The organism is Nonomuraea sp. NPDC050404, from assembly GCF_040655495.1.
Classification (GTDB): Bacteria; Actinomycetota; Actinomycetes; order Streptosporangiales; family Streptosporangiaceae; genus Nonomuraea.
This window is the reverse complement of the sequence record NZ_JBFAKB010000041.1, coordinates 18875-41731: the sequence shown is the minus strand read 5'-3', so window position 1 is coordinate 41731 and position 22857 is coordinate 18875. Positions and strand designations below refer to the sequence as shown.

27 protein-coding genes and 2 tRNA genes are annotated in these 22857 nt (G+C 70.1%); 8 read left to right on the top strand and 21 right to left on the bottom strand.

The window, feature by feature from the left end:
* Window positions 1-88 precede the first annotated feature (88 nt).
* From AB0I81_RS57735 to AB0I81_RS57685, 11 genes are all read right to left on the bottom strand, one after another.
* On the bottom strand, window positions 89-1126 hold the full coding sequence (locus AB0I81_RS57735) for a UDP-N-acetylmuramate dehydrogenase (protein ID WP_360677808.1): 1038 nt from the start codon (window positions 1124-1126) through the stop codon (window positions 89-91).
* An 11-nt stretch (window positions 1127-1137) separates the two neighbouring features.
* Window positions 1138-2220, bottom strand: a complete 1083-nt coding sequence (locus AB0I81_RS57730) for a hypothetical protein (protein ID WP_360677806.1) — start codon at window positions 2218-2220, stop codon at window positions 1138-1140.
* A gap of 86 nt (window positions 2221-2306) precedes the next feature.
* A complete protein-coding gene (locus AB0I81_RS57725; RefSeq protein WP_360677804.1) occupies window positions 2307-2735 on the bottom strand; it encodes a MaoC family dehydratase in 429 nt (142 codons plus the stop codon).
* Window position 2736: 1 nt separating this feature from the next.
* Window positions 2737-3186 carry a MaoC family dehydratase N-terminal domain-containing protein gene (locus AB0I81_RS57720; RefSeq protein WP_360677802.1) on the bottom strand — a complete coding sequence of 150 codons (450 nt, stop codon included), beginning with the start codon at window positions 3184-3186 and terminating at the stop codon, window positions 2737-2739.
* 201 nt (window positions 3187-3387) lie between these two features.
* Window positions 3388-3552 (bottom strand): 50S ribosomal protein L33, encoded by a 165-nt coding sequence (gene rpmG, locus AB0I81_RS57715; protein WP_101786011.1) that lies wholly within the window; start codon window positions 3550-3552, stop codon window positions 3388-3390.
* A 71-nt stretch (window positions 3553-3623) separates the two neighbouring features.
* A tRNA-Met gene (locus tag AB0I81_RS57710) sits at window positions 3624-3697 on the bottom strand.
* Between the two features lie 315 nt (window positions 3698-4012).
* A tRNA-Thr gene (locus AB0I81_RS57705) sits at window positions 4013-4085 on the bottom strand.
* Window positions 4086-4124: 39 nt separating this feature from the next.
* Window positions 4125-4367: a transposase gene (locus tag AB0I81_RS57700; protein WP_360677800.1), complete on the bottom strand. Its 243-nt coding sequence runs from the start codon at window positions 4365-4367 to the stop codon at window positions 4125-4127.
* Between the two features lie 81 nt (window positions 4368-4448).
* Window positions 4449-4970, bottom strand: a complete 522-nt coding sequence (locus tag AB0I81_RS57695) for an NlpC/P60 family protein (protein WP_360677798.1) — start codon at window positions 4968-4970, stop codon at window positions 4449-4451.
* 42 nt (window positions 4971-5012) lie between these two features.
* Window positions 5013-5975: a GH25 family lysozyme gene (locus AB0I81_RS57690; protein ID WP_360677796.1), complete on the bottom strand. Its 963-nt coding sequence runs from the start codon at window positions 5973-5975 to the stop codon at window positions 5013-5015.
* Between the two features lie 50 nt (window positions 5976-6025).
* The gene (locus tag AB0I81_RS57685) at window positions 6026-6568 is read right to left on the bottom strand and encodes an ATP-binding protein (RefSeq protein WP_360677794.1); all 543 of its coding nucleotides are present in this window, start codon (window positions 6566-6568) and stop codon (window positions 6026-6028) included.
* A gap of 240 nt (window positions 6569-6808) precedes the next feature.
* Between AB0I81_RS57685 and AB0I81_RS57680 the strand changes: the two genes are divergently transcribed.
* From AB0I81_RS57680 to AB0I81_RS57670, 3 genes are read left to right on the top strand one after another with little or no spacing between them, the layout of a single operon-like run.
* Complete coding sequence (locus AB0I81_RS57680; protein ID WP_360677792.1) at window positions 6809-7750, top strand: ATP-binding cassette domain-containing protein; 942 nt, start codon at window positions 6809-6811, stop codon at window positions 7748-7750.
* Window positions 7731-8474 (top strand): ABC transporter permease, encoded by a 744-nt coding sequence (locus tag AB0I81_RS57675; protein WP_360677790.1) that lies wholly within the window; start codon window positions 7731-7733, stop codon window positions 8472-8474. The genes AB0I81_RS57680 and AB0I81_RS57675 overlap by 20 nt, the downstream gene beginning before the upstream one ends.
* Window positions 8475-8517: 43 nt before the next feature.
* Window positions 8518-9027, top strand: a complete 510-nt coding sequence (locus tag AB0I81_RS57670) for an NUDIX hydrolase (protein ID WP_360677788.1) — start codon at window positions 8518-8520, stop codon at window positions 9025-9027.
* 37 nt (window positions 9028-9064) lie between these two features.
* Here the strand turns inward: AB0I81_RS57670 and AB0I81_RS57665 are convergent, their stop codons facing one another.
* Window positions 9065-9301 (bottom strand): hypothetical protein, encoded by a 237-nt coding sequence (locus tag AB0I81_RS57665; RefSeq protein WP_360677786.1) that lies wholly within the window; start codon window positions 9299-9301, stop codon window positions 9065-9067.
* Window positions 9302-9427: 126 nt separating this feature from the next.
* On the opposite strand from AB0I81_RS57665, the gene AB0I81_RS57660 reads away from it, so the two are divergent.
* Window positions 9428-10738: a family 43 glycosylhydrolase gene (locus tag AB0I81_RS57660; RefSeq protein WP_360677784.1), complete on the top strand. Its 1311-nt coding sequence runs from the start codon at window positions 9428-9430 to the stop codon at window positions 10736-10738.
* 11 nt (window positions 10739-10749) lie between these two features.
* On the opposite strand, the gene AB0I81_RS57655 is transcribed toward AB0I81_RS57660, so the two are convergent.
* The 6 genes from AB0I81_RS57655 to AB0I81_RS57630 are packed head-to-tail and all read right to left on the bottom strand — an operon-like array spanning window position 10750 to window position 17040.
* Complete coding sequence (locus tag AB0I81_RS57655) at window positions 10750-11955, bottom strand: HAMP domain-containing sensor histidine kinase (protein WP_360677782.1); 1206 nt, start codon at window positions 11953-11955, stop codon at window positions 10750-10752.
* Window positions 11952-12629 (bottom strand): two-component system response regulator CseB, encoded by a 678-nt coding sequence (gene cseB / locus AB0I81_RS57650; RefSeq protein WP_360677780.1) that lies wholly within the window; start codon window positions 12627-12629, stop codon window positions 11952-11954. Before cseB ends, AB0I81_RS57655 begins: the two co-directional genes overlap by 4 nt.
* A 15-nt stretch (window positions 12630-12644) precedes the next feature.
* Window positions 12645-13826: an ABC transporter permease gene (locus tag AB0I81_RS57645; protein ID WP_360677778.1), complete on the bottom strand. Its 1182-nt coding sequence runs from the start codon at window positions 13824-13826 to the stop codon at window positions 12645-12647.
* A gap of 31 nt (window positions 13827-13857) precedes the next feature.
* Complete coding sequence (locus AB0I81_RS57640; protein WP_360677776.1) at window positions 13858-14532, bottom strand: ABC transporter ATP-binding protein; 675 nt, start codon at window positions 14530-14532, stop codon at window positions 13858-13860.
* Entirely contained in the window at window positions 14525-16237 is a 1713-nt protein-coding gene (locus AB0I81_RS57635; protein ID WP_360677774.1) for a peptidoglycan-binding protein, read from the bottom strand. Before AB0I81_RS57635 ends, AB0I81_RS57640 begins: the two co-directional genes overlap by 8 nt.
* Window positions 16234-17040: a hypothetical protein gene (locus tag AB0I81_RS57630; RefSeq protein WP_360677772.1), complete on the bottom strand. Its 807-nt coding sequence runs from the start codon at window positions 17038-17040 to the stop codon at window positions 16234-16236. Before AB0I81_RS57630 ends, AB0I81_RS57635 begins: the two co-directional genes overlap by 4 nt.
* A 214-nt stretch (window positions 17041-17254) precedes the next feature.
* On the opposite strand from AB0I81_RS57630, the gene AB0I81_RS57625 reads away from it, so the two are divergent.
* Both AB0I81_RS57625 and AB0I81_RS57620 read left to right on the top strand, forming a co-directional pair.
* Window positions 17255-17914: an SDR family NAD(P)-dependent oxidoreductase gene (locus AB0I81_RS57625; RefSeq protein ID WP_360677770.1), complete on the top strand. Its 660-nt coding sequence runs from the start codon at window positions 17255-17257 to the stop codon at window positions 17912-17914.
* 131 nt (window positions 17915-18045) lie between these two features.
* On the top strand, window positions 18046-19308 hold the full coding sequence (locus AB0I81_RS57620) for an erythromycin esterase family protein (RefSeq protein ID WP_360677768.1): 1263 nt from the start codon (window positions 18046-18048) through the stop codon (window positions 19306-19308).
* Here the strand turns inward: AB0I81_RS57620 and AB0I81_RS57615 are convergent.
* Window positions 19283-19954, bottom strand: coding sequence for an L-2-amino-thiazoline-4-carboxylic acid hydrolase (locus AB0I81_RS57615; RefSeq protein WP_360677766.1), 672 nt, complete (start codon window positions 19952-19954; stop codon window positions 19283-19285). The two genes, AB0I81_RS57620 and AB0I81_RS57615, sit on opposite strands and share 26 nt — an antisense overlap.
* A gap of 213 nt (window positions 19955-20167) precedes the next feature.
* Between AB0I81_RS57615 and AB0I81_RS57610 the strand changes: the two genes are divergently transcribed.
* Window positions 20168-20359: a hypothetical protein gene (locus AB0I81_RS57610; RefSeq protein WP_360677764.1), complete on the top strand. Its 192-nt coding sequence runs from the start codon at window positions 20168-20170 to the stop codon at window positions 20357-20359.
* Here AB0I81_RS57610 and AB0I81_RS57605 read toward each other — a convergent pair.
* Together AB0I81_RS57605 and AB0I81_RS57600 are read right to left on the bottom strand one after the other, a co-directional pair.
* Complete coding sequence (locus AB0I81_RS57605) at window positions 20346-21263, bottom strand: GNAT family N-acetyltransferase (protein WP_360677762.1); 918 nt, start codon at window positions 21261-21263, stop codon at window positions 20346-20348. The two genes, AB0I81_RS57610 and AB0I81_RS57605, sit on opposite strands and share 14 nt — an antisense overlap.
* Complete coding sequence (locus tag AB0I81_RS57600; protein ID WP_360677760.1) at window positions 21260-22123, bottom strand: hypothetical protein; 864 nt, start codon at window positions 22121-22123, stop codon at window positions 21260-21262. The genes AB0I81_RS57605 and AB0I81_RS57600 overlap by 4 nt, the downstream gene beginning before the upstream one ends.
* A gap of 119 nt (window positions 22124-22242) precedes the next feature.
* On the opposite strand from AB0I81_RS57600, the gene AB0I81_RS57595 reads away from it, so the two are divergent.
* Window positions 22243-22761: a CGNR zinc finger domain-containing protein gene (locus AB0I81_RS57595; protein WP_360677758.1), complete on the top strand. Its 519-nt coding sequence runs from the start codon at window positions 22243-22245 to the stop codon at window positions 22759-22761.
* Window positions 22762-22857: the final 96 nt, after the last annotated feature.

The following is a 22857-nucleotide window of genomic DNA, read 5'->3' as shown; positions in this document are numbered from 1 at the left end:
GCCGCGAGGGCGCCAGTGTGTCGATCACGCGATTGGGACTACTCCCCTTCGGTAATTCCAACCAACCATAACAGGCCGGTTCGGGCGGCTATTCCCCCAGGGCGCAGCCCACCATCACCGGCTCGTTGACCAGCGTGACCCCAAATTTCTCGCGCACCCCGTCACGTACCTCCCTGGCCAGGGCCAGCAGGTCGGCGGCGGTGGCCCGGCCGGTGGGGTTGGTGAGCGCGAGGGTGTGCTTGGTGGAGATGCGTACGGGGCCGCGCTCGTAGCCCTTCGGATAGCCCGCCTGCTCGATCAGCCACGCCGCAGGCACCTTGACCAGCCCGCCGGGCATCGCCCAGCTCGGGTGGCCGGGAGCGCGTACCGCCAGCTCCCGCGCCTGTTCCGCCGTGAGCACCGGGTTGGTGAAGAACGAGCCCGCGCTGCGCGTGTCCGGATCGTCCGGGTCGAGCACCATGCCCTTGCCCCGCCGCAGGCCCAGCACGGCCTCTCGGGCGCGTTCGAGCGGCACCCGGCCACCGGCCTCGGTGCCGAGCCTCCTGGCCAGCTCCTCGTACGCCACAGGGCCGGACAAATCCGAAATATCCAGCGCGTACGTCACCGCCAGCACCACGTACCGCGCCAGATCGCGCTTGAAGAGGCTGTCGCGATAGGCGAACCCGCACTGCCGCGCCTCCAGATCCACCACCTGCCGGGTCAGCCGGTCGTAGGCCCGCACACACCTGACGGTCTGGGAGACCTCCTGCCCGTACGCCCCGACGTTCTGGATCGGCGTCGAGCCCACCAGGCCGGGCACGCCGGACATGCACTCGATGCCCGACCAGCCCTCGGCCACCGCGCGGACCACCAGCCGGTCCCAGTCCTCGCCCGCCTCGACCGTCACCACGGCCTGCCCGCCGTCCCGCGAGACCGTCACGCCTTCGGTGGCGACCTTGATGACCAGCCCGTCGAAGCCCTCGTCCGCGATCACGAGGTTGCTGCCCCCGCCGAGCACCAGCGTGGGGACCGCGTTCCTGTCGGCGTCGGCGATCAGTGACACCAACTGCTCCGCCGAGGTCGCCTCGGCGAAGTCGCGGGCGGGACCACCCAGGCACAGCGTGGTGTACGGCGCGAGCATCTCCATGAGCAACTAGCTTATGAGGCGCGCAGCAGATGCAGCACCCCGTCATAGTTGCGCCTGGACTCCCTGTCGGCGTAGTCGGCGGGGACGTCGTGCCGGCCCAGCGACTCGACGGGCAGCGGCTCGCGGGGGACGACCAGGTCGCCGGGCAGGGCCAGGGAGAGCTCCAGATCGGCGTATCTGCCGTAGTGGGCGTCCTCGGGCAGCGCGTTGAAGGCCTGCGCCCTGCGTACCGCGATCAGCTCTCCCGTCAGCGCCCGCACCCGGCCGGAACCCGCCTCCCGCAACGTCTCTCGGGGTGTGGGTTCCGCGCCGCCGTCGTCCACGAACTCCAGGCCCTTCCGCCCGGCCGCCACCGCGCCCTCCGCGATCTCGGCGAGCAGTGGGGTCAGGGCGTCGCCGCGCAGTACGAGGTTCGTCTCCATCAGCACGTGGACCTCGGCCTCGTCCAGCCGCAGCAGCTTGGCCCTGCTCTCACCCCAGGTCGCCGTGCCCCCGCGCCAGTGCGGCCGTTCCTCCACCTGCCAGGCCGTGATCCGCTCCGGATAGCGTTCGGCCAGCTCGCGCAGCACGTCGCCGGCGCCGTCCACGTTCCCCAGGTCCAGGGCGAGCACCCGGGCCCGCGTGTGGTCCATCAACGACTGCAGGCACTGCCTGACGTCCTGCGGCCAGCCGTCCACGAGCAGCCCCACCGACGCGGTGACGTCCTTGGTCTCGACGCGCTGCCGCTCGGTGTTGACGCCCAGGTCGTCGAGCCGGTTGGTGGCCAGCGTGCCGTCCCAGACGCGCTGGGCGTGCAACATCTCGTCGCCCGGGTCGCCGTGCTGGCCGGGATCGCCGGAGAAGCCCAGCTCGGCGGCGGGGTTGATCCTGGCGTGCTCCCCCCGGGGCCTGCCTCCCGGCCGCTTGGCACCGGCCGTACCGACACCGAGCGCCGGCCCGCCACCTCCGGTCGCGGCGCCACCTGCCGTGTCGCGCCCGCTGCCGGTGGTGCCCGCCACCTTCTCGACCCGGGCGGCCCGCAGGTGGCCGGGGCTCTTGGCATCGGTGATTGCCGAAACTCTGATCGAACGTACCGTCGGCCAAACCTGTCGCACAGCATCACTCATACGGACACGCGCTACCCGAGAGCCGCCCGGGATATCATCCCGGGCCGACCTCAGCGGAGCCGTCCTCCCATGCCTCAGGCGAGCTGGACCACCGCGCGCGCCTTGGACAGCACCTTGGCCTCCCCCGACCTGGCGGTGAGCCCGATGACCACCCGCTTGTCCTCAAGCTTCTCCTCCACCACCCCGCTGACCGAGATCGTGGCCCCGCGATCGTCGTCGGGCACGACCACCATCGAGGAGAACCGCACCCCGAAGTCCACCACCGCGCCGGGATCCCCCACCCAGTCGGTGACGAACCGTCCGGCCTGCGCCATCGTGAACATGCCGTGCGCGATCACGTCGGGCAGCCCCACCATCTTGGCGAACCGCTCGTTCCAGTGGATCTGGTTGAAGTCCCCGGAGGCTCCGGCGTACATCACCAGATTGACCCTGCGCGCCCCGTAGTCCACCGCCGGGATCTCCTGCCCGACCTCGACCTCGTCGTACTTCACCGTGGCGGTCATCTCAGGCGGCCCCTCCACGCTCGACGATCGTGTTGTACGTCACGCACACCGGCTCGCCCGCCACCGTGCTCACGTCGCTTCTGACCGTCAGCAATTCGTTGCGGCCGGCCGTGCGGATGTCGGTGATGGTGGCGGTCATGACCAGCTCGTCGCCCGCGTAGACAGGGCGTACGTACTCGAACCGCTGCTCACCGTGGACCACCATGGCGAAGTTGAGCCCCAGGCCGGGATCGACCAGCACGTTGCCCCCGCTCTGCAGGCTGAAGACGATGGGGAACGTGGGCGGCGCGATCACGTCGGGGTATCCGGCGGCCTGCGCGGCTTCCTTGTCCCGGTAGAGCGGGTTGTTGTCGCCGATCGCGGTCGCGAACTCCCTGATCTTCACCCGGCTGACCTCGTACGGGGCACTCGGCGGATACTTCTTGCCCACGAAGTCACGGTTCAAGGCCATCGCAGCTCCCTCGCCTGTCTACGACCCAGCGCTGATGACGCCGACGCTAACAGAACAAGGTTCGGCTGTCCCTGGTCATGGGCTGCATTTTGCCCGGCGGGCGAAAGAGGTCCTCAAGACGCGACAAACCGGCGCCACCCTGTGCGGGGACGCCGGTTGTGCGTTAAGGCATGGTGGAGCGCAAGCTCTGCCCGGGAGAACCTAGCGGGTCTCGCGGTGCGCGCGGTGCGTGCGGCAATTGGGGCAGTACTTCTTCAGCTCAAGCCGGTCCGGGTCATTGCGCCGGTTCTTCCGCGTGATGTAGTTGCGGTGCTTGCACTCCTGGCAGGCCAGCGTAATCTTCGGCCTAACGTCTGTGGCAGCCACTTGGGAGTGCCTTTCTACGTTTGGGACATGGACACACCCGTGCCCAGGCCGGTCGACCTGGGATTGGGCAGTAGCGGAGGCCGGACTTGAACCGGCGACACAACGATTATGAGCCGTTTGCTCTGCCTGACTGAGCTACTCCGCCTTTGAGCCGGAACGACCCGACCCGTAGAGGATACCCGACGCGGCGAGCACATTCGTAACTCACCCGGTCAGGTGGGGTGCCCCCAGTATGCCCCAGGAACCCCCGACAATCGAAATCCATTAACGACAGCCCCATCTGTCGCTCCCCGCACGAGGAACATCCCGGGTGCGGGGGTTTTCAGCGTAGCAGCGGCCGGCAACAGCCGCGAACCCCTGCGCCCCGCCGTCGGGCCCGCCTCCCGCCGCCAGTCCCGCCAACAGAAAAACGCCCGCTCCAAGATCCTTGGAGACGGGCGTCTGATCCGTTCATGTGGAGAGCCCCCAAACGGAATCGAACCGTTGACCTTCTCCTTACCATGGAGACGCTCTGCCGACTGAGCTATAGGGGCCTGTCCGGCGCTGCGGACAGGTGTAACCATACACGGCACTCAGCGATGATGCGAACTGGTTCCGGCCCCCTGAAGACGGCCCGCCGCAGGCTCCGCCCGCCGCTGCGCCGGCAGTTCGATCACCTCGCACAGATCGGCCAGATCGACGTGCCTGGCGACCTCCGCGACGGAGGTGCAGTCGGCGATCACCCACCCGTTCCTGCGCACCCGCAGCACCTGCCGCCCCGCGCGCACGGCACCCACGACCTCAAGCCCGTCGAGCCCGACCCATCGCCTGTCCATAGCGGCACACACTAGCCGTGGGGTCTCTCATTTTTCGCTGTGCCACAGGCGTTCCAGCCATACCCAATCGGCACTTGACCCTCAGAAGCGGTAGTACCCCGCGAAGCCCTTCTTGCGGGCGATCTCATCGATCCGCACCACGGCGCCGGTCTCCGGGGCGTTCATCATCTTCCCGCCGCCCAGGTAGATGCCCACGTGATGGGTCTTGACGGTCCTCTTCGTGATCTTCCCGAAGAAGACCAGGTCCCCCGGCCGCGCCTTGGAGACCCGGCGCATCTTGCGTACGTGGTCGTCGGTGTTCCCCGGCCCGAGCACGTCCTCGCCGTGCGCCAGCGCGTACACCCACCGGGCGAACCCCGAGCAGTCCAGCCCGCGCGTCCTGGCGGCCGGGCAGGGCTTGATCCTGCCCTTGTACCCCCTGCAGGTCCCCTTGGACGGCCCCGGGGCGGCGGCGTGGCCTCCGCCCCACGAGTACACGACGCCGCGCTGCTCGATCTCGTACGCGAGCCGCACGATCAGCGGCGGCGCGGGCAGCCCCAGCGGCACGGAGGCGGTGGCGGTCAGCAGGAGCAGCACCGCTGCCAGGGCTAACCGCCGTTTCATGCCTGACCCCCCAAAAGCTGACGCCTTGGGATTTATCCTGCCTTATCGGGCTCTAAGGGTGAGTTCCACCGAACCGACCGTCACATTCATACCCACGGTGCCCTTCGACTTCCTGGGCCTGGTGGTGAAGGTGAACGTCTTCTTCTGCCCCCGCGCCAGCTCGGCGATCTCGCACCGCACCGCCGTACCGCTGTACTTGCACCCCGGCGCCTTCACCACGCGCTGACCGCCGATCGCCCGCCCCGAGATCTTGACGTCCTTGAGAGGGTGCGGCCCCGTGTTCGAGACGGTGACCGTGTAGGTCTTCCTGTTCCTGGCCACCCCCGACACCTTCGCCTCGGCCGGCGGGTTGGCCAGCGCCGCGAGCGCGGACTCCGAGCCGTTGTAGGAGTTACCGCCGCCGACCAGCGGCCCCTTGTCCGCCGACTGCCAGAACGTGTGCTTCTTCCAGCTCTTCGGCAACTCCCCGGGCTCGCTGCCCCAGCGGGCGAGCCAGAGGGGGTTGGACTTGAACTTGGCCGAGTTGCCCGTGCACGTCTGCCACCAGCTCGTCGTGGTGTAGATGATCGCGTGCCGGCCCGTGGCCTCGCGGTACTTCTTGGTGAAGTCCCCGAGCCAGGTGGTCATGTCCTCGACGGACAGGCCGTAGCAGTTGTTCTTGCCGTTCTTGTCCTTGTACGGGTTGTCCTCGATATCGAGCACACCCGGCAGCGTTTGGCCATCGCTTACCCAGTTCCCGCCGTTCTGCAGGAAATAGTCGGCCTGCGCTGTCCCATCGGATTCGTGCGGTTGCGCGAAGTGATAAGCGCCCCGGATCAGCCCGGCCGACGCGGCGCCGTCGTACTGGGCGCTGAAACGCGGGTTGGTGTAGTTGGTTCCCTCGGTGGCCTGCACGAACGCGAACTTCCCGCCCCCGGAGGCAACGCTCGCCCAGTCGATGTCGCCGGTCCAGTTGCTGACGTCCACACCGGGCACTCCGTCGGCCGCGTGCGCGACCCCGGTCATGCCGGCCATCACAATTGCCGTGGTTAATAAGAGACGTTTCACGCGGGAGATCATTGCGGAGCAACGCACAATTTCGCAAGTCCGGGAATATCAATTACCCCGGAGGTAGTGATTCGATAGACCGGGCCGATTCCCAGCGGCCGCGCCCCCGCCGTCCACTCGCGCCACCGCTCGTCCCCGGCCTCGCCGTCCATGTGGATCGAATGCCGCACCCGCGCCTCGTACCGCCGCCTGGCCAGCTCGGCCGGCACGTCGCACCACACCTCGCGGACGCGCGGTCCTACCTCGAAGCCCGCCCGCGCGAGCCCGGCCAGCACCACGGGGCGCAGTGGCGCGAGCCAGGGGCTCTCCAGCACCGCGCCCCGGCCGGCCGTGGCCAGCAGCGTCCACAGGCTCTCCCCCGCCGCCATCCCCAGTCGCCTGCTCCACTCCCGCTCGCCCACCTCGTCCGGCCGTTCGAGCAGGTCGGCCAGCGTCTCCTTCAGTGCGTCCTTGCTGAAGACGGGCCAGCCCAACTCGCTGCCCAGGGCTCGGGCCAGTGTGGACTTGCCGGAGCCGGGCAGACCGTTCACGAGGACCACAAGATCGCGCATGCGCGGCATGCTGTCAGACCCGTGTGCAGAAATCTTGCACGTTGTGGAGAAACCGCACTTCAGAGGGCCAAAATTCGGCACGTCAGAGTGACGTCTCCTGATGGCGTTTTCGCAGGTCAGAGGCGTATATGTACGTCATCTTCATGTTTGCCAAACCGGATCTGACCTGCGCAAACTAAAAGCCTTCCGACAAACCGCCCCCGACCAGGGGTTCTTTGCCATGCCCGGAGGCGACTGACCATGATCCATGCCCGGGGACTGACCCGAACATTCAAAATGAAGAAAGAGAGCGTGCAGGCCGTCCGCGGCATCGACCTCGACGTGGAGCCCGGCCAGCTCGTGGCCTTCCTCGGCCCGAACGGCGCGGGCAAGTCCACCACCCTGCGCATGCTCACCACCCTGCTGCCGCCCACCTCCGGCACCGCCATGGTGGCCGGCCACGACGTGGCCAAAGATCCGAAGAAGGTACGCGCCCGCATCGGCTACGTGGGACAGAGCAACAGCACCGGCGAGGACTTCCGCGTCCGCGACGAGCTCATCACCCAGGGCCGCTGCTACGGCCTGCGCCCACAGGAGGCGGCCACCCGCGCCGACGAACTGCTCGACCTGCTCGACCTCACGCCGATGGCCAAGCGGCTGCCCGGCACGCTGTCAGGCGGCCAGCGCCGCCGCGTGGACATCGCGCTGGGCCTCATCCACCGCCCCGACCTGCTGTTCCTCGACGAACCCTCGACCGGCCTGGACCCGAAGAGCCGCGCGGAGATCTGGGAGCACATCCTGCGCCTGCGCACGACGTTCGGCACGACGCTGTTCCTGACCACGCACTACCTGGAGGAGGCCGACAGCATGGCCGAGCGGGTGGTGATCATCGACGGCGGCCGGATCATCGCCGACGGCACCGGCGAGGAGCTCAAGAACGACCTGGCCGGCGACCACATCGTCATCACCACCGGCAGCGCGCGGGAGGCGGAGGAGGCCGCCCGCATCGGCGACGGGACCGCCGACGGCACCACCGTGCGCCTGCGGGTCGCCCAGGCGACGGCCGCGCTGCCCGAATACCTGCGCGCCCTGGAGGCCGCGGGCATCAAGGTCCGCACCGCCGAGACCATCCGCCCCACCCTCGACGACGTGTTCCTCACTCTCACTGGGAGAAGCCTCACCGATGACGACGTTCCTGCGTGACACCACCACCGTTTTCTCCCGCGAGTTCAAACCCAGCCTGCGCAACCCCACCGCGCTGCTGTTCGACATGGGGCAGCCGCTGCTGTTCCTGTTCCTGTTCGGGTCGCTGCTGGACGGGGCGGTCGGCTCGTCGTGGCAGTGGTTCGTGCCCGGGATCCTGGTCATGATGTGCCTGACCGGGCCGATGAGCGCCGGCTACACGCTGCTGGTCGAGCTGATCGGGGGCGCGATGGAGCGCCTGATGGTCACGCCGCTGAACCGTACCGCGATGCTGGTCGGCAAGAGCGCCAAGGCCGTGCTCACCCTGCTGGTGCAGGCGGTGCTGATCATCGTGCTGGCGCTGCCCATGGGCTTCGAGCTGCACACGGTCGGCGTGCTGGCCGGGCTGGCGCAGCTCGTGCTCTTCAGCGTGGGGCTCGGGGCGCTCTCGTTCGTGCTGGCCATCAAGTCGGCGCCGGGCGGCACCCTGTTCTACATCGTCAGCCAGTCCGTGCTCTTCCCGCTCCTGCTGTTGTCGGGCGTGCTGCTCCCGCTGGAGACCGCTCCCGGATGGTTGCGGGTGCTGGGACAGGTCAACCCGGTCACCTACGTCGTGGACGCCCAGCGGGCGCTGTTCTCCGGCAACCTGGGCGACCCCTCGGTCCTGTACGGCACCGCCTCCGCGTGCGCCGTCGCCGCGATCGGCCTCTACTGGGGCAACCGCGTGCTTCGCCGGGGCGTATGACGGCGTTTTGACATCCGTTTCCGGCGACCCCGACAGTGAGGCAATGACTCATGTGGTGACGACTACGACGGTGCCCTGGATTCCGGTGGCGCACCGCCTTGATGTGATCCGTACCGAGACCCTTCCGCCCGCCGGCCAGACCACGTCGGCGTTCGCGTTCGTGTCGGACGACGCCGGCCGGACGCTCATGACGTGCGTGGACCGGGAGGGTCGCGGCTGGGACATTCCCGGCGGCCATCTGGAGCCGGGCGAGGACCTGGCCGAGGCGGCGGCGCGTGAGCTGTATGAGGAGACCGGCTTCCGCCTGCCGCCCACGGCCCTGTCCATCTTCGCCTGGCAGCGCATCGAGCTCCTGGAGCCGCCGCCCGCCGACTACCGGTACCCGGCGCTGGCGTACATGGCGATGTTCCGCGCCGTGGTGCCGGGGCCGGGTGCCGCGACCCGGCCGCCGGCGGGGTCGGAGAGCAGTCGCGCGGACTGGCTCACCCGCGCGGAGATCGAACACCGCTGCGGGCCGCGTACCTGGCTGACCCTGCTGGCCGGCCCGTCCTGACCCCCTCGTCGTCCCGAGGCGGTCCGGCCGCAGGGGCTCATCTTCCGAGCGGCCCCCGCAACACGTGCTCGGCGAAGGCGAGCACGGCCGCGTGCAGGCGTGTTCCTGCCGGCCGTCGCACCTCGTCGTCGCGCCACACGATCACGATGTCGAGGTCGCCGCCGGTTGTGAAGCCGCTGAACACCGACCCCTGTCCATAGGCGAAGGCCAGCCCGCCCGATCGGGCGTAGCCCTCGATGATCCGCGTGGCCGCCTTGATCGTTGTTGCGCGCACACCGGACATCCAACACGCACGCCCCGCCGGGAACGCCCGTGAGGGATTTATTCCGGGTTATTGACCAAATAGAAGCGGCTTGGGCAGACTCTGCGGCAAGCAGCACGAGGGCGGAGGACGTACCGAATGACTGATCCCGACAACGAAGTGCCCGTGGGCCGCAGATCCCTGCTGGCCGGTGCCGCCGGAGTGGTGGGAGCCGCTGCCCTGCCAGGGGCTCCCGCGCACGCCGCGGAGATGCCGCGATACCCGGCGAACTGGCCGGACCTCGAACCGTACGGCCTCGCCGACACCCGTCAGGACCTGTGGCCGCGCGAGGACAACTCCCTCATACTCCCGCTCGAAACGCGCCCCCGCGACGAGGAGCTCGGCCGGGTCTGGATGCGCGACACCTACGTCAACCACTTCGTCGTCAAGGGCCGTTCGATCTACGTCGCCACGGGCACCACCAAGGGGCCGGGGCCCACGCCCGCCGGCTCCTGGAACGACGGCATCTTCCTGTGGGTGGCGCAGTCGTTGCGCGGCCCGTGGCGGCTGGCCGACACGACCGGGATCCGGCCGGACGCCGAGAAGGGCAAGGTGTGGTCACCCGAGTTCGTCGGCGAGAACCGGCCGGGACGCATGGTCGTCGCCCCGTGGCAGGAGTACTGGACCGACGACGGGCAGTTCGGCAAGCGCGGCAACGTCTGGGCGCCCGAGGTGCACCGCTTCCGCGGCAAGTGGTACATCGTGGCGTGCATGGGCGACCACTCCATGAAGGTCGGCTCGTTCATGCTGGTGAGCGAGGGCGGGGTCGAGGGGCCGTACCGGCTCATCGAGGGCAACCACGACAAGCCGTTCGGCGAGTCCTTCATCGGCGGGCCCGGCTGGATCAAGCCCGGCGCCTACCACCACATCGACGGCAGCCTGTACCACGAGGGCGACGACGCGTGGCTGGTGCTGCACAACCACCTGTACGCCAAGTTCAGGGACGACATGGAGGACATCGTCCCGACCACCGGCCTGCCGAAGTTCAAGCAGCAGCCCTACTCGCCAGAGCCCTACCTCGAAGGCTCCTACGTCTTCAAGCACGGCGGCAAGTACTTCCTCCTGCACGCCGCCTGGAACCGGCAGTCGGCCAACTCCGACGGCAGCACCCGCAACGCCTACGACCCCCCGGGCACCGGCCGCACACAACACCAGTACGACGCGGTCGTCGCCGTCGCCGACCACTTCGAGGGCCCCTACTCCAAGCGGTGGACCGCGGGCGTCGGCGCGGGTCACAACAACTTCTTCGTGGACCGCGGCGGCCAGATCTGGGCGACGTTCTTCCGCAACCCGAGGTACGGCTACTGGGCCGACCCTTCGCGCTCCGGCGACGCGGCCGTGCCCGGGATCGTCCGCATGGAGTGGACGGGACCGAAGGGCAACCGCCTGTACGTCCAGCGCCGCCGCTGACCCTCGATGAATCAGTCCGGCAGGGCGATGGTGACGCTCGCGCCACCGCCCGCCGGATTGGCGAAGCGCAGGGTCGCCCCGATGACGCGGGCGTGACCGAGCACAATGGTCAGGCCGAGCCCGTGCCCCGCGCCGCGCTCGGCCCGACCGGTGCGGAAGCGCTGCGCCTGTCCCTGGTTCAGGTGCGTGAGCAGGTCGGGCGGGAAGCCCGGCCCGTGGTCGCGGATGACGATGTGGCGGGGGCGCACGGTGACCGTCACCGGGGCGGCACCGTGCGCGCGGGCGTTGAGCAGCAGGTTGGCGACGATGCGCTCAAGGCGGCGCGCGTCCGTGACGGCCACCGGGCCGTCCTGGTCGCCGGCAATGCGCACGTCGGCGGGCACATCGACGCGGTGCAGCGACTCGCGTACCAGGTCGGCCAGCGGCACCGGCTGCCGCTGCGGCGCTTCGCCGTCGGCGTCCAGGCGGGAGATCTCCAGCAGATCGTCGACCAGGCCACGCAGCACGCCGATCCGGTCCCGAACCAGGTCGGTGGCCCGCCCCTCGGGCAGCAACTGGCTCGCGGTGAGCAGCCCCATCAGCGGGGTGCGCAGGTCGTGCGCGACGTCGGCCGTGAAGCGCTGCTCGGCCAGCAGCCGCCGCTGCAGCCCGGCGGCCATGGAGTTGAGCCCGGCGCCGATCTCGGCGATCTCGTCCCGGCCGCGCGCGTCGGTGCGGGCGGCCAGGTCGCCGTCGGCGATCTCGCGTGCGGTACGTGCCACCCGCCGCAGCCGCCGGTTGGGCAGCTCGGCCGCCAGCACAGACAGCGGCACCACCGCCGCCAGAGCGAGCAGCCCGGCCTTGACCATGTCGCGGTCCAGCGCGTGCAGGCTGAGCAGCTCCGAACCCATCGAGATCTGCACGCTCACCGCCTGGCCGCCGCCGTACGGCTGGGCCGCCCACACCCACGGCTCGTCCCGGTGGTCGAGCCCGTACCAGATCACTCGCCGCCCTGACCGCAACCGCTCGGCCAGGGCGTCGGGCAGCCCATCGACGACCACCACGTTCTCGCCGGCGGCCACCGCCTTGTCCAGGGACACCTCGGCGCGCGCCTCGCCCAGGCCCAGGGCACGCTGCCACGTCGCCCGGTGCACCAGGAGCCCTACCATGGCGGCGGCGACGGTGGCGGCGAGCGTGACGAGAGCGGCGATCTTCCAGCGCAGCGAGGCCGGATTCATGTGGGGCTCAGCTTGTAGCCGAATCCGCGTACCGTCTCGATGCGCTCGGCGCCGATCTTCTTGCGCAGGCGCTGCACGCACAGGTCGACCACGCGGCTGTCGCCGTCCCATCCGTAGTCCCACACGGTACGCAGCAGCGTCGCCCGTTCCAGCACGATGCCGGGGTGGGCGGCGAACTCCAGCAGCAGCCGGAGCTCGGTCGGGCTCAGCTCGACGCGGTGCCCGGCCCGCCGTACCTCCAGCGAACCGGTGTCGATGCTCAGCTCGCCGAAGGTGAGCGCGACACTCGGCTCCGCCGCCTGGGCCGGGGCGATGGTGGCCCGGCGCAGCAGCGAGCGGATCCTGGCCACCAGCACCGGCAGGTCGACGGGTTTGACCACGTAGTCGTCGGCGCCGCCCTCCAGCCCGGCGACGATGTCCAGGCCGTCGCCGCGGGCCGACATCATGAGGATCGGGACCTGGCTGGTCTCCCGGATCCTGCGGCACAGGCTGATGCCGTCGAGGCCGGGCAGCATGACATCCAGCAGCAACAGATCATGGCCGCCCGCCCGGGCCGCCTCCAGGCCGCTCAGGCCGTCGGCGGCGGTGGTCACCCGGTAGCCGTAGCGTTCCAGGGCCAGGCCAACCGACTCGCGGATCACCGCGTCGTCCTCGACGAGCAGCAAAGATGTCATGAAAATGCACCATATCTACCGAAGTGCGTTGACTGGTTCCATGCGAGCGGCACGCAGCGCCGGGTACAGGCCGGCGAGCAGCCCGACGACGGCGCCGGCGACTGGAGCCGCGACCGCCAGCCGTACGTCCATGACCGGTGTCCACTGCTTGGCGGCGCAGACCGCGACGATCACCGCGATTCCCCCGGAAGCGCCGATGACGCCGCCGGTCAGCCCGGTGAGCGTGGACTCCAGCAGGAACTGTGCGGCGATGTGGCGCCGGGCGGCGCCGAGGGCACGGCGAAGGCCGATCTCGGCGGTACGCTCCATCACGGTCACCAGCGTGACGTTGGCGATGCCGACCGCGCCGACGACCAGGGAGACCAGCCCGAGGATCAGGAACAGGGCGTTGACGTCGCCCTCCACCGCGTCGCGCGCCCTGGTGGGGCTGGCCGGCGAGCTGACCTGGAGGATGGCCTCGTGCCCCGGGCTGAGCGCGGACGGAGCCTGCCCGGCGATCAGCTCCGCGGCTCCGAGCCCGGTGTTGACCAGCACCCGGGTCACGATGTCCAGGCCGTAGCGCTTGCCCGCGGTGGGCGGCATCATGACCGCGCCGGCCAGGCTCTTCTCGCGCTGCGGGTCGCCGAGCACGCCGATGACGGTGTACGCCTGCGTACCGATGAAGACGGCCGGAGCCCTGGCCAGCCCGGTGATGCCCAGCAGCCTGGCCGCCTGCCGGCCCAGCACGACCACCTTGTCCCCGCGCGCGATGTGCCCGGCGTCGAAGTAGCGGCCCTCGATCATCCGGCCCTTGACCGCGGCGGGCAGGCCGGGGCCGCTGGAGACCACCGTCAGCGTCTGGTCGGTGACCCTGGCCGGGTCCACGATGTCGTTGGAGCGCACGCTGAGGTTGGCGCTCTGTTCCGACTCGGCCAGCGCGACGGCCGAGACCACCCCGCGCAGCCGGGTCACCCGGCCGACGTCGGCCCAGTCGACCAGCGGGAACGGGTGCTCGGGGACCTCGACCGTGACGGAGGTCGCGGTCAGTTCGTCGAAGCGGCCGACGATCTGGTTGCCGGCCGTCGCGGCGATGCCCAGGGTGACGACGAGCGTGGTGATGCCCAGTACGGTGCCCAGCGTGGTCAGCGCCGAGCGCACCGGGCGGGCCAGCAGGCCCGCCACGGCCTCGGTCAGCAGGTCACGAGGGTGCACGTCCATTCCTCCGTCAGCAGGTCACGAGAGCGCACGTCTACTCCTCCGTCAGCACGCCGTCGGTGATGCGCACACGGCGCGCGGCCCGGTCGCTCACGTCGCTCTCGTGCGTGATCACCACGATGGTCATCCCCTGGGCGCGCAGGTCGTCGAACAGGTCGAGCACGGCGTCGGTGCTCCTGCTGTCGAGGTTGCCGGTGGGTTCGTCGCAGAGCAGCAGGGACGGGTCGGCCAGGAGAGCGCGGGCGATGGCGGCGCGCTGGCGTTCGCCGCCGGACAGGCTGCCGGGCAGGAAGGTGACGCGGTGCTCCAGCCGTACCCGCCGCAAGGCTCGCAGCGCGCGATCCTTGCGGCCCGCGCGCGGGGCGGCGCCGTAGACCTCGGCCAGCATGACGTTCTCCAGCACGCTGCGGTGCGGCAGCAGGTGGAAGGACTGGAAGACGAAGCCGATGCGGCTGCCTCGGATGGTGGTCCGCGCGCCGTCCTTCAGCGTGCCGGTCTCGATGCCGTCGAGGCGGTAGCCGCCGCTGGTGGGGCGGTCGAGCAGGCCGAGCGTGTTGAGCAGGGTGGATTTTCCCGACCCTGAGGGCCCGACAACGGCCACATAATCCGATTTTTCGACTCTTAGGTTGATAGCGCTGAGGGCTCTGACGGGAGGGTCCCCGGGAAATTCCTTGGTCAGGTCGGTGAGCAGGATGACCGGCTCAGGCACTGTTGATCACCACCCGGTCGCCCGGTTCGAGGTCGCCGGTCACCTCCACGGCGCCTTCGGCGGACAGGCCGGTTCGCACGCCGACCTCGCTGGTCCGGTCCGGCGCGACCTCCACCTGCACCCGGGCTCTGCCGTCCGCGGCGGTGACGACCGCCGCCGCCGGGACCACGAGCACCTCCCGGTCGGTCGCGCCGATCGTCACGCGAACCGTCACGGGCGCGCCGATGAGCTTCTTGAGCCCCTTCATCGAGACAGGGGTGACCGTCACCGGCACGGCGCCCTTCGCGTCGCGCCCGCCGAGAGAGGTCACCGTCGCGGGAACGATCCTGCCCGTCTCGGTCTCGATGCTCGCCTTCAGCCCCGTCTTCACCCGCTCGGCCTCGGCCACGTCCACCGAGCCGGAGACCATGAAGTCCGAGCTGGTCACCGTGGCGACCGCCTCGTCGACCAGCCCACCCGCCTTGACGGACGGCTTGTGCAGGCGGGCGGGCAGCCTGGGCAGGAACACGATCTCCCCCGGCGGGACGGTGGTGCCGTAGGTCCTGGCGAACTCGGCCAGCAGCGCCCGCGCCGCGGCCAGGTCCTGCCGGGCGCCCGCCACTTTCAGCTTGACGGGCGAGAGCTGCCTGGCCCGCCGGAGCGCCTGCTCGGCGGTGACCACACTCTCGCGCGCCAGCCGTACGTTCTTGCCCAGCTCGGTCAGCCGCCCGGCCCGCGCGCTCGCGGCCTCCTGCCGTACACGCCCCAGCGCCGACCTGGCGGCGGCCAGCTCCTCTTCGGCGTTGGCCACCCGCAGTTCGAGCAGGCGAGTGTCAACGGGCGGTCCGGTCGAGGCGGTCAATGTCGGGGTGGGAGTGGGGATTGGGGTTGGGGTCGCCTGGGCGAGTTCCTGCCGCGCCGCCAGCAGCTTCTCCTCAGCCGCCCGTACGGCACTCGCGGCCGCTTCCGCCTTGGCCTCGTCCTCGGCGGTGAACTCCTGGGCCCGCGCGCTCCGCAACGCCTGCTCGGCCTCCTTCAGATCCTGCCGCGCGTTGGCGAGCTTGACCTTCAGCGGAAGCACATCCTTGCCCTGGTCAAGGGCTTGCTGCTCGGTCGCGAGCACTTCCTGGGCGGTCCGTACGGCCCGGCGCAGTTCGTCGCGCTGCTGCCGCTGCTCCAGCGTGGGTTGCTGGGCCTCATAGCCCCGCTTGGCGTAGAGGCGCGACACCGCGGCGATGGTCGCCCGGTCGAACACGCCGGTCGCGGGCACGCGGTGGCCGAGCCTGCGCAGCGCCTTCTGCAACTGCTCGACATCGGCCCCCGTGGCGCCGGGGACGATGCCACGGTGCATCGGCACCTTGCCGGAGACGACGAACACCGGGCGGCCGTTCACCTCCATCAGCACCGCGCCCTCCGCGAGGGTGCCCCGCCGGGGAGCGCGGGTGGCGCGCTGAGCGGTCTCGCCGCCCGCCGCCGACCCGCCCACCACCCCGGCCAGTGACACCGGGCGGGGCGAGCCGTACTCCAGCGTGCCGCTGACCACGACGGAGGCGACCAGCTTGCGCCGCTCGACCGCGGCGGTGACCAGCGACGGCCTGGGCGGTTTGCGCGCCGCCGCCTCGTCGGCCGGGGAGCGCAGCAGGGTGCCCACTCCCCAGCCGGTGCCCGCGACCGTCACGACCACGGCCAGCACGAGCAGCAGCTTGCCGCGCGGGGTGGCCGTCACCGCTCCTGGAACCCGTACTTCACCCTGGCCTCGTTGGTGAGCCGCTGCTGCTGGGGGAGGAAGGCGGCGTAGAAGTCCTTGCCGCACTCCAGGTCGGTCAGCGCCGACTTGATCTCCTTGGCGAGGTACGGCCTGGCTTCCGCCGCCGAGATCTTGCCGAGCTGCTCGGACTGCTTCATCCACACCTCGATGCCGCGCACGCTCAGCGCGAGCGGCTTGGTGGAGGTCACCCGCTCGCCCTTGGACTTCAGGCACTCGGCGAACGGCGCCGCGAGCTGGAGGAGCTTGGGGTCGCCGTCGAGGACCTTGTCGATGTTCTCGATCTCGGTGCTCATCTGGTCCTGGTAGTCCTCGACCGAGGTGACCTTCAGGCCGTTCACCTGCCGCAGGGCGCTGACCCTGCATTCGTTCAGCGCCTTGAGGTAGGCATCCCGTTTCGCGCCGGAGAGGCTCTCGATCGCCGCCTGGTTGGGGTCGGGTGCCTGGGATTGCGGTGGCTGCGAATAGACGACGGCGGAGAAGACGCCGAAGCCGTTCTTGGCGCGGTCGGCCTTCATCACGGCGTAGTCGGCGGGGTTCGCGGCCGGCTTCTTGGGCCTGCTGACCGAGGGGGTGTAGTCGAAACCCCGCTGCTTCATGCAGGTGGCGACGACGGTCTCGCGCTCGCGCGCCTTGTCCACCGTGGCACCGCCGCTGCTCCCGCTGTTTGAGCTGCCCCCGGTGCCGTCGGCGGCGGCGCTCGTGGCCGCCCCGCAGCCGGTCAGCACCGCCATACCGAGCAGGCCGTACATCAATACACGCATCGTGGACTCCTTGCCGATGGGATCAGGACGTCGTGCCGACCACTCTTTAGCCGCATTCCGTCCGCCCCGTATTGGCCGGGTTTCTCCGGACGCTCAGCCGTGTATCAACCGGGTATCAACACCGCCCCCGCCCGTGGGGCATCCTGGTCGGCATGCCCGGGTTCATGCGATCCGGCGTCCGAGCTGCGCAGATCGATGTGGAGAAGTGATCGTTATGGGCGACGTGCTGGTGACCGGGGCCACGGGCGGGATCGGAACCGCGCTGGTCGACGCGCTCGTGGCGGCCGGGCATCGGGTGACCGCCGTGGGACGGGATGTGGCCCGGCTGAACGTGCCGGGAATCGAGGCGGATCTGGCCGAACCCGGCACGCTGGCCGCCGCCGTGGAGAAGCTCGGGGAGGTGCGGGCGCTGGTGCACTGCGCGGGCATCTCGCCCATCGAGGCCGTCGCCGACGCGAGCCCCGAGACCTGGCGGCGGACGCTGGCGGTGAACGTGGCCTCGGCCGCCGAGCTGGTACGGCTGGCGCTGCCCGCGCTGCGGCGCTCCAGAGGCCACGTGATCTTCGTCAACGCCGCACCCGGCATGACGGGCGTCCCCCGCTGGTCGGCGTTCGTCGCCAGCAAGGCGGCACTGCGGGAGCTGGCCGAGTCGCTGCGTGAGGAGGAGGCCGTCCATGGGATCCGCGTCACCACGGTCTACCCGGGCGCGACGGCGACCGACCTGCTGGGCGAGGTCAGGAGCACTTTCGGGCGCCCGTACGATCCCGAGGCGTGTATCCAGCCGCACTCCCTGGCGGCCATGATCGTCTGGGTGCTGAACGCGCCGGCCGACTCCTACCCCTGCGAGTTGTCCGTCCTGCCGTCGCCACGCTGAGGCCGTACTACCGGCGTGGTAGTTCAGGCCCCGGCTACTCCGGGCCGCGTAGCCGAACCGCCTTCCCCCGGACGACGACCGCCCCCGGCGTACCGCGACATGATCTTCCTCGAAGACGAGGGAGGCGAACGATGACCGATTTCGCGAGCTGGGTACGTGATCACGGGACCACCATGGACACCCTGGACCTTGAGGCGGCCCTGGACGACCTCGAACCGCTCCGGGAGATCATCGGCGGCGCGCGGGTGGTGGCGCTGGGCGAGAGCTCCCACCACATCAGGGAGTTCTACCAGGTACGCCATCGCATCCTGCGCTTCCTGGTCGAACGCTGCGGATTCCGGGTGTACGCTCTGGAGGCCCCGTTCACCCAAGGTCAGGCCCTGGACGCGTGGGTCGGGGGCGGCCCTGGCACGGTGGAACGGGTCGCCGAGACGGGCATCGCCATGTCGCTCGGGCAGTGCCGGGAGATGCACGAGGCGCTGACCTGGATGCGGAGATGGAACGAGCGGCCCGCGGGAGCGTCGCTGGGATGCGTCGGAACCGACCTGCCCGGCGCGTTCGGGTCGCCGCTGCCCGCGCTCGAAGCGGTGGCCGGCTACCTGGAACGGGCGTGTCCCGAAGCGCTCCCCGCCCTGAAGACGGCCACCGACGTGGCCCTGCGCTTCCACGATCCGGTGACCATGCGGGCCTTCGCCCGCTACCAGGAGCTCGGTCCGGGCGATCGGGACGCGCTGACCAGCGCGCTGAGCCAGTTGACGGCTTTCGTGCGGCGCGCCGGGGGCCGGGATGCCGAGCACGACACGGCCTCGTGGCACCTGCGTGGCGCCTGGTACCTGGACCAGCTCCACCGCGCCACCGCCACCGAGGGCTTCGAGGCCGCGTCGACATTTCGCGACATCTACATGGCGGAGTCCGTACTGCGACTTCTGAACAGCGGCACGCGGGTCGTACTGGCCGCGCACAACTGGCACATCCAGCGAACCCCCACGACCGAGAGCACCGGCCGCCGGCTCCTGCCCGCCGGCGCCCATCTCGCCGCCGCCCTCGGCGACGACTACCGGGCCATCGGCGTGACCGCGAGCCACGGCCGTACCACCGTCGTGGGCGAACCGGCGCCGGACCGCCCGGAGGGCACCTGGTACGACGCGCCGCTCCCGCCGCCCGTCGCCGGCAGCGTCGAGGCGGCCTTCCCCACCGGCCCGCTCTGGACCCTGGCGGACCTGCGCGCGGCCCGCCCGCACATCGACGACGCCGAATCCCTCCAGCACTCCCGCATGGCCGACTACTTCCTCGACCTGCCGGTTTTCGCTGCTTTCGACGCCGTCGCGCACGTGTCCCGGACAACCGGCACCGACTATGTGCGGGCTGCTACCCCGCTGCCGCGTTCCGGGTGAAATGGAACGGGCAATGCGTGCCGCCCGTTCCGATGGTGGTGCGGCGGTCGAACCGGAAGCCGTGCCGGTCCGGCTCGATGGCCTCGATCCAGTTGGCGTCGAACGCGCACATGGCCGGGGTCAGCTCCGGGGCGCCGTTGGCGACCAGCACGTCGTGGTAGAAGCACTGGCGTACATCGAGGTGGTAGCGCCGGTCGTCATCGGCCGGCCTGTCGAAGACGAACCCTTTCCCGAACGCGTGCTCCTCACGCGACTTGCTCAGCTCGACCATGGCCAGGAAGGCGTCCGGCGCGTGGTCCAGCATCGCCCGGGTGCCCCCTTGCATGGTGTCACCGAGCGGTTCGACGAAGGCGGCTTGTACGGCGGCGATGGCCTTCTCCCTGCCCAGCCTGGGCAGGAGCAGTTCGTAGGCCGCCACTAGGGCCAGGGTGAGGCGGAGGTTGTGCCGGGCGGGCTCGTCGACGATCATGGATCGGTTCGCCGCTTCGAGCTCGCTCTGACGTGCCCGCATGGCGCCCGTGAGGTCGCCGGGAAGCTCGTACGCGCTGCGGAGATGCTCGTAGAACGCGTCGAGGAGCAGCGTCGTGTCGCGATCGGGGTCGGGGACGTAGTCGCCTTCGGCGAGCCCGAACTGGTCGGTGGACATGGTGGTCCTTTCGTGTACGGCTCGGCGCGTACACGACCAAGGTCCCGCGTGGCGGCGTGACTGGCCGTGCTCGCGACCGGGCGAGCACGCCAGCGCGCTCCACCAACCGACCGGGCGCTGACAAGCTTGGGTTGTTTCTGTCACAACCAGTCTGGCACGCCTCCGATGTGATCGAACCCTCTCGGGTGGCCGGCCGAACCTGCGCGCCGGACCATGCCGAACCGGTCGATCGAGGTCGGCGCGCTCGATCCCGTCCGTACCCTGATGGCGGGAGGCGACCGTGGGAATGACGCCACCGGGTACCGGCCCGATCGCGCCCGGGTGCGGGCGGTGCTGGCGACCCTCGAGAACGAGCTGCGCCGGACTCCGTCCGAGGTGTCACCCGGCGAGGTCAAGAACCTGTAGCGGTATGCGGCACGACGACCACCTGATCGTCGTCCTCGTAGACGATCCTGCCCGGATCGGCCGATTCGAGGCGCACACACTCCACGCCGTGAGCGGCGAGGATCTCCAGATATCCGGACGCTCTGCACATGAGATGACCGGCTGACGACTTGAACCAGGCCGCGGCCCCCGGATTGACACTCCGGTCATAGACGCTGGGGTCCACGGTCGCGGGATTGGTGAAGTTCGCCTCGTACCAGGCGTTGTTCTCGCGCCTGAACCGCTCTTCCGCCTCCGACAGGCGTCCCTGCATCGCCAGGCCGTTCACCAGGCCGAACACTCCGGGATGAGTTCCCCGCGCGTTCGGTCTCAGGCTCTGGAACCGCACGTACGTCTCCGAGGAAGCGCCGCCAGGACGGCGGGAGAACACCGCCACCTCCGCGTCCGGCCCGGTCAGGCGCTCCCAGCCGAGCCGTTCGTAGAGCCTGACCGCGTCGGCCGCCGCAGGAAGGGTCAGCAGCCAGCAGGTGTCGGCGCCGGCGCACAGCAGGTCTAGGATCCGGCCCGCGAGTCCCCGTCCACGCGCCTGCCGGCACACCGCGAGTTCGTCCACCTCCAGAGCTCCGACCAGGCGCGTTTCCACCTCGTCACCAAGGCCGGCCCGGACCAGGTCGTACGCGCGACCCGTCGGAAAGGGCGCAGGGGTGGGCCAGGCCGTACCGAAGCCCATGGGACGCCCGCCGTCGGACGCCAGCACCGCCGTGAACCCGGGACGCCGCACGTCGGCGGCGAGCCGTTCGGCGAAGGCGGCGGCGTCGCGCTCGTTCTCATGCCAGGGCGGGCCGCTGAACGCGTCGAGGTAGATCTCCACCAGGTGGTCGGTACGGGCGAGCGCCTGCGGCCCGGTGAGGCGTTCGAGTTTCACGCGGGCACCCGTACCTTCCCGATGCCCAGTGTGCTTGTCATCGGCAGCAGCCCCGACTCGAACACGGCGCCCAGCAGGGGACGGTTGAGTTCGGCGAGGCGTGCGGCGCTCGCCTCGCCGAGTGCCCGCCACGGCCCGGCCGCCAGTTCGTCGGTGAGCCGCTCGACCTGCTCGCGCAGGGCGTGTCCTGCCGGGGTGGCCAGGCCGTCGGCATCGACGAGGCCGCGGCCGGCCAGCCGTTCCCGCGCGGCCGACCACTCCTCGGTGCTCCAGCCGCGCCCGGCGAAGTTTTCCACAGGGGCGGCTCCGATGGAGGCGAAGGAGACGAGCGCCTCGCAACCGTCCAGGCCGGCGGCGCGCAGCGCGGTCAGATGTCCGTCGCCGCGGTGTTCGCGCAGCACCGTGTACGCCTGCCACAGGGCCAGATGCGGCTCGTCGGGCCACGGCAGGTCGAGGTTCGCCGCGGCCAGCGGCCGGTGCGGAAGATCGATGCTCTCCGCCGCCCTGACCGCCAGTTCGGCCGCCTCCTCAAGCTCGCTCACGCCACCGAGCCACGGGCTCAGCATGCGGTCAACCGCTTCCCGGCGGGCGTCGAGCACCTGCCCGGGGGTCGCGGTGGCCCAGATGGCGGGCACGTACCGGGCGATCATCGCAGGGCTGAAGCTGTAGTACGTGGCGCTCACCAGGCTCGGCCCGGCGGCGCCCAGCGGCGCGGTGCGCCAGGCGAAGTAGCTCGGCCAGCGCGACTCGACGTCGTAGCCGAGGTTTGCCGCCCGCTCGAAGGCTTGGGGGCTGAAATAGAGCGTGGCGTGCACAGGCTCGATCTGGTGCCACATCTGCCGTGCGAGTGATCCGGTCATCGCCATCTTCCTCACTGTCTATATAAGCTATGCCAGTGACTCTAGATCCATGGCGAATCACTGGTCAACCAGAGATAGACAGTTATGTCGGTAGATGGGTCGACCGTTCGGTCCTCCTGGTGAACCACCTGGCCGTCACCATGGCTCACGGCCGTACCGTCACCCCGCCGCGATCAGGGGAGGACCGGCTCGCCACGATCACCACCGCGCTGACCGGGGGGCCCAGCGCGCTCACCGCCGCCGACGCCGACGGGCTGGCGGAGATCGCCACCGAGTTGCGGCCGGTGTTCGGCGCGAGCGACCGCATCGGCGCGGCCGCGGCGCAGCTCAACGACCTCCTGATCAGGCACCGGGCGGTCCCCAACCTGCACGGCCATCCCGATCAGCCACCCGTGCTCGCCTTCCACCGGCCCGACGCCACCCTCGTGGACGCCTGGGCCGCCGACGCGGGCACGGCGATCGCCATGGTCATCGGCGTCGGCCAGTCGGCCCGGCTCGGCGCCTGCCAGGCCGGCAACTGCTCCCTGGTGTTCTTCGACTCCACGCGCAACGCCTCGCGCCGATTCTGCGACCTGTCCTGCCAGAACCGCGCGAAGGCGAGCGCCTACCGGGCGAGACGGGCGAACAGCTCATCCTGAACCAGGCACCCCCCTCTCATCCCTCTCATCCCTCTCATCCCTCTCATCCTGAACCAGTCACCCACCCTCGAACCCGTCCGGGGCCACCTGGCCGAC

What these genes read in the sequence shown, in the direction of transcription:
- AB0I81_RS57735 (WP_360677808.1), bottom strand. Translation starts at nt 1,126, where the DNA reads ATGGAGATGCTCGCGCCGTACACCACGCTGTGCCTGGGTGGTCCCGCC.
- AB0I81_RS57725 (WP_360677804.1), bottom strand. Translation starts at nt 2,735, where the DNA reads ATGACCGCCACGGTGAAGTACGACGAGGTCGAGGTCGGGCAGGAGATC.
- AB0I81_RS57720 (WP_360677802.1), bottom strand. Translation starts at nt 3,186, where the DNA reads ATGGCCTTGAACCGTGACTTCGTGGGCAAGAAGTATCCGCCGAGTGCC.
- AB0I81_RS57700 (WP_360677800.1), bottom strand. Translation starts at nt 4,367, where the DNA reads ATGGACAGGCGATGGGTCGGGCTCGACGGGCTTGAGGTCGTGGGTGCC.
- AB0I81_RS57695 (WP_360677798.1), bottom strand. Translation starts at nt 4,970, where the DNA reads ATGAAACGGCGGTTAGCCCTGGCAGCGGTGCTGCTCCTGCTGACCGCC.
- AB0I81_RS57690 (WP_360677796.1), bottom strand. Translation starts at nt 5,975, where the DNA reads ATGACCGGGGTCGCGCACGCGGCCGACGGAGTGCCCGGTGTGGACGTC.
- AB0I81_RS57685 (WP_360677794.1), bottom strand. Translation starts at nt 6,568, where the DNA reads ATGCGCGATCTTGTGGTCCTCGTGAACGGTCTGCCCGGCTCCGGCAAG.
- AB0I81_RS57680 (WP_360677792.1), top strand. Translation starts at nt 6,809, where the DNA reads ATGATCCATGCCCGGGGACTGACCCGAACATTCAAAATGAAGAAAGAG.
- AB0I81_RS57675 (WP_360677790.1), top strand. Translation starts at nt 7,731, where the DNA reads ATGACGACGTTCCTGCGTGACACCACCACCGTTTTCTCCCGCGAGTTC.
- AB0I81_RS57670 (WP_360677788.1), top strand. Translation starts at nt 8,518, where the DNA reads ATGACTCATGTGGTGACGACTACGACGGTGCCCTGGATTCCGGTGGCG.
- AB0I81_RS57660 (WP_360677784.1), top strand. Translation starts at nt 9,428, where the DNA reads ATGACTGATCCCGACAACGAAGTGCCCGTGGGCCGCAGATCCCTGCTG.
- AB0I81_RS57655 (WP_360677782.1), bottom strand. Translation starts at nt 11,955, where the DNA reads ATGAATCCGGCCTCGCTGCGCTGGAAGATCGCCGCTCTCGTCACGCTC.
- cseB (WP_360677780.1), bottom strand. Translation starts at nt 12,629, where the DNA reads ATGACATCTTTGCTGCTCGTCGAGGACGACGCGGTGATCCGCGAGTCG.
- AB0I81_RS57645 (WP_360677778.1), bottom strand. Translation starts at nt 13,826, where the DNA reads ATGGACGTGCACCCTCGTGACCTGCTGACCGAGGCCGTGGCGGGCCTG.
- AB0I81_RS57630 (WP_360677772.1), bottom strand. Translation starts at nt 17,040, where the DNA reads ATGCGTGTATTGATGTACGGCCTGCTCGGTATGGCGGTGCTGACCGGC.
- AB0I81_RS57625 (WP_360677770.1), top strand. Translation starts at nt 17,255, where the DNA reads ATGGGCGACGTGCTGGTGACCGGGGCCACGGGCGGGATCGGAACCGCG.
- AB0I81_RS57620 (WP_360677768.1), top strand. Translation starts at nt 18,046, where the DNA reads ATGACCGATTTCGCGAGCTGGGTACGTGATCACGGGACCACCATGGAC.
- AB0I81_RS57615 (WP_360677766.1), bottom strand. Translation starts at nt 19,954, where the DNA reads ATGTCCACCGACCAGTTCGGGCTCGCCGAAGGCGACTACGTCCCCGAC.
- AB0I81_RS57610 (WP_360677764.1), top strand. Translation starts at nt 20,168, where the DNA reads ATGCCGAACCGGTCGATCGAGGTCGGCGCGCTCGATCCCGTCCGTACC.
- AB0I81_RS57600 (WP_360677760.1), bottom strand. Translation starts at nt 22,123, where the DNA reads ATGACCGGATCACTCGCACGGCAGATGTGGCACCAGATCGAGCCTGTG.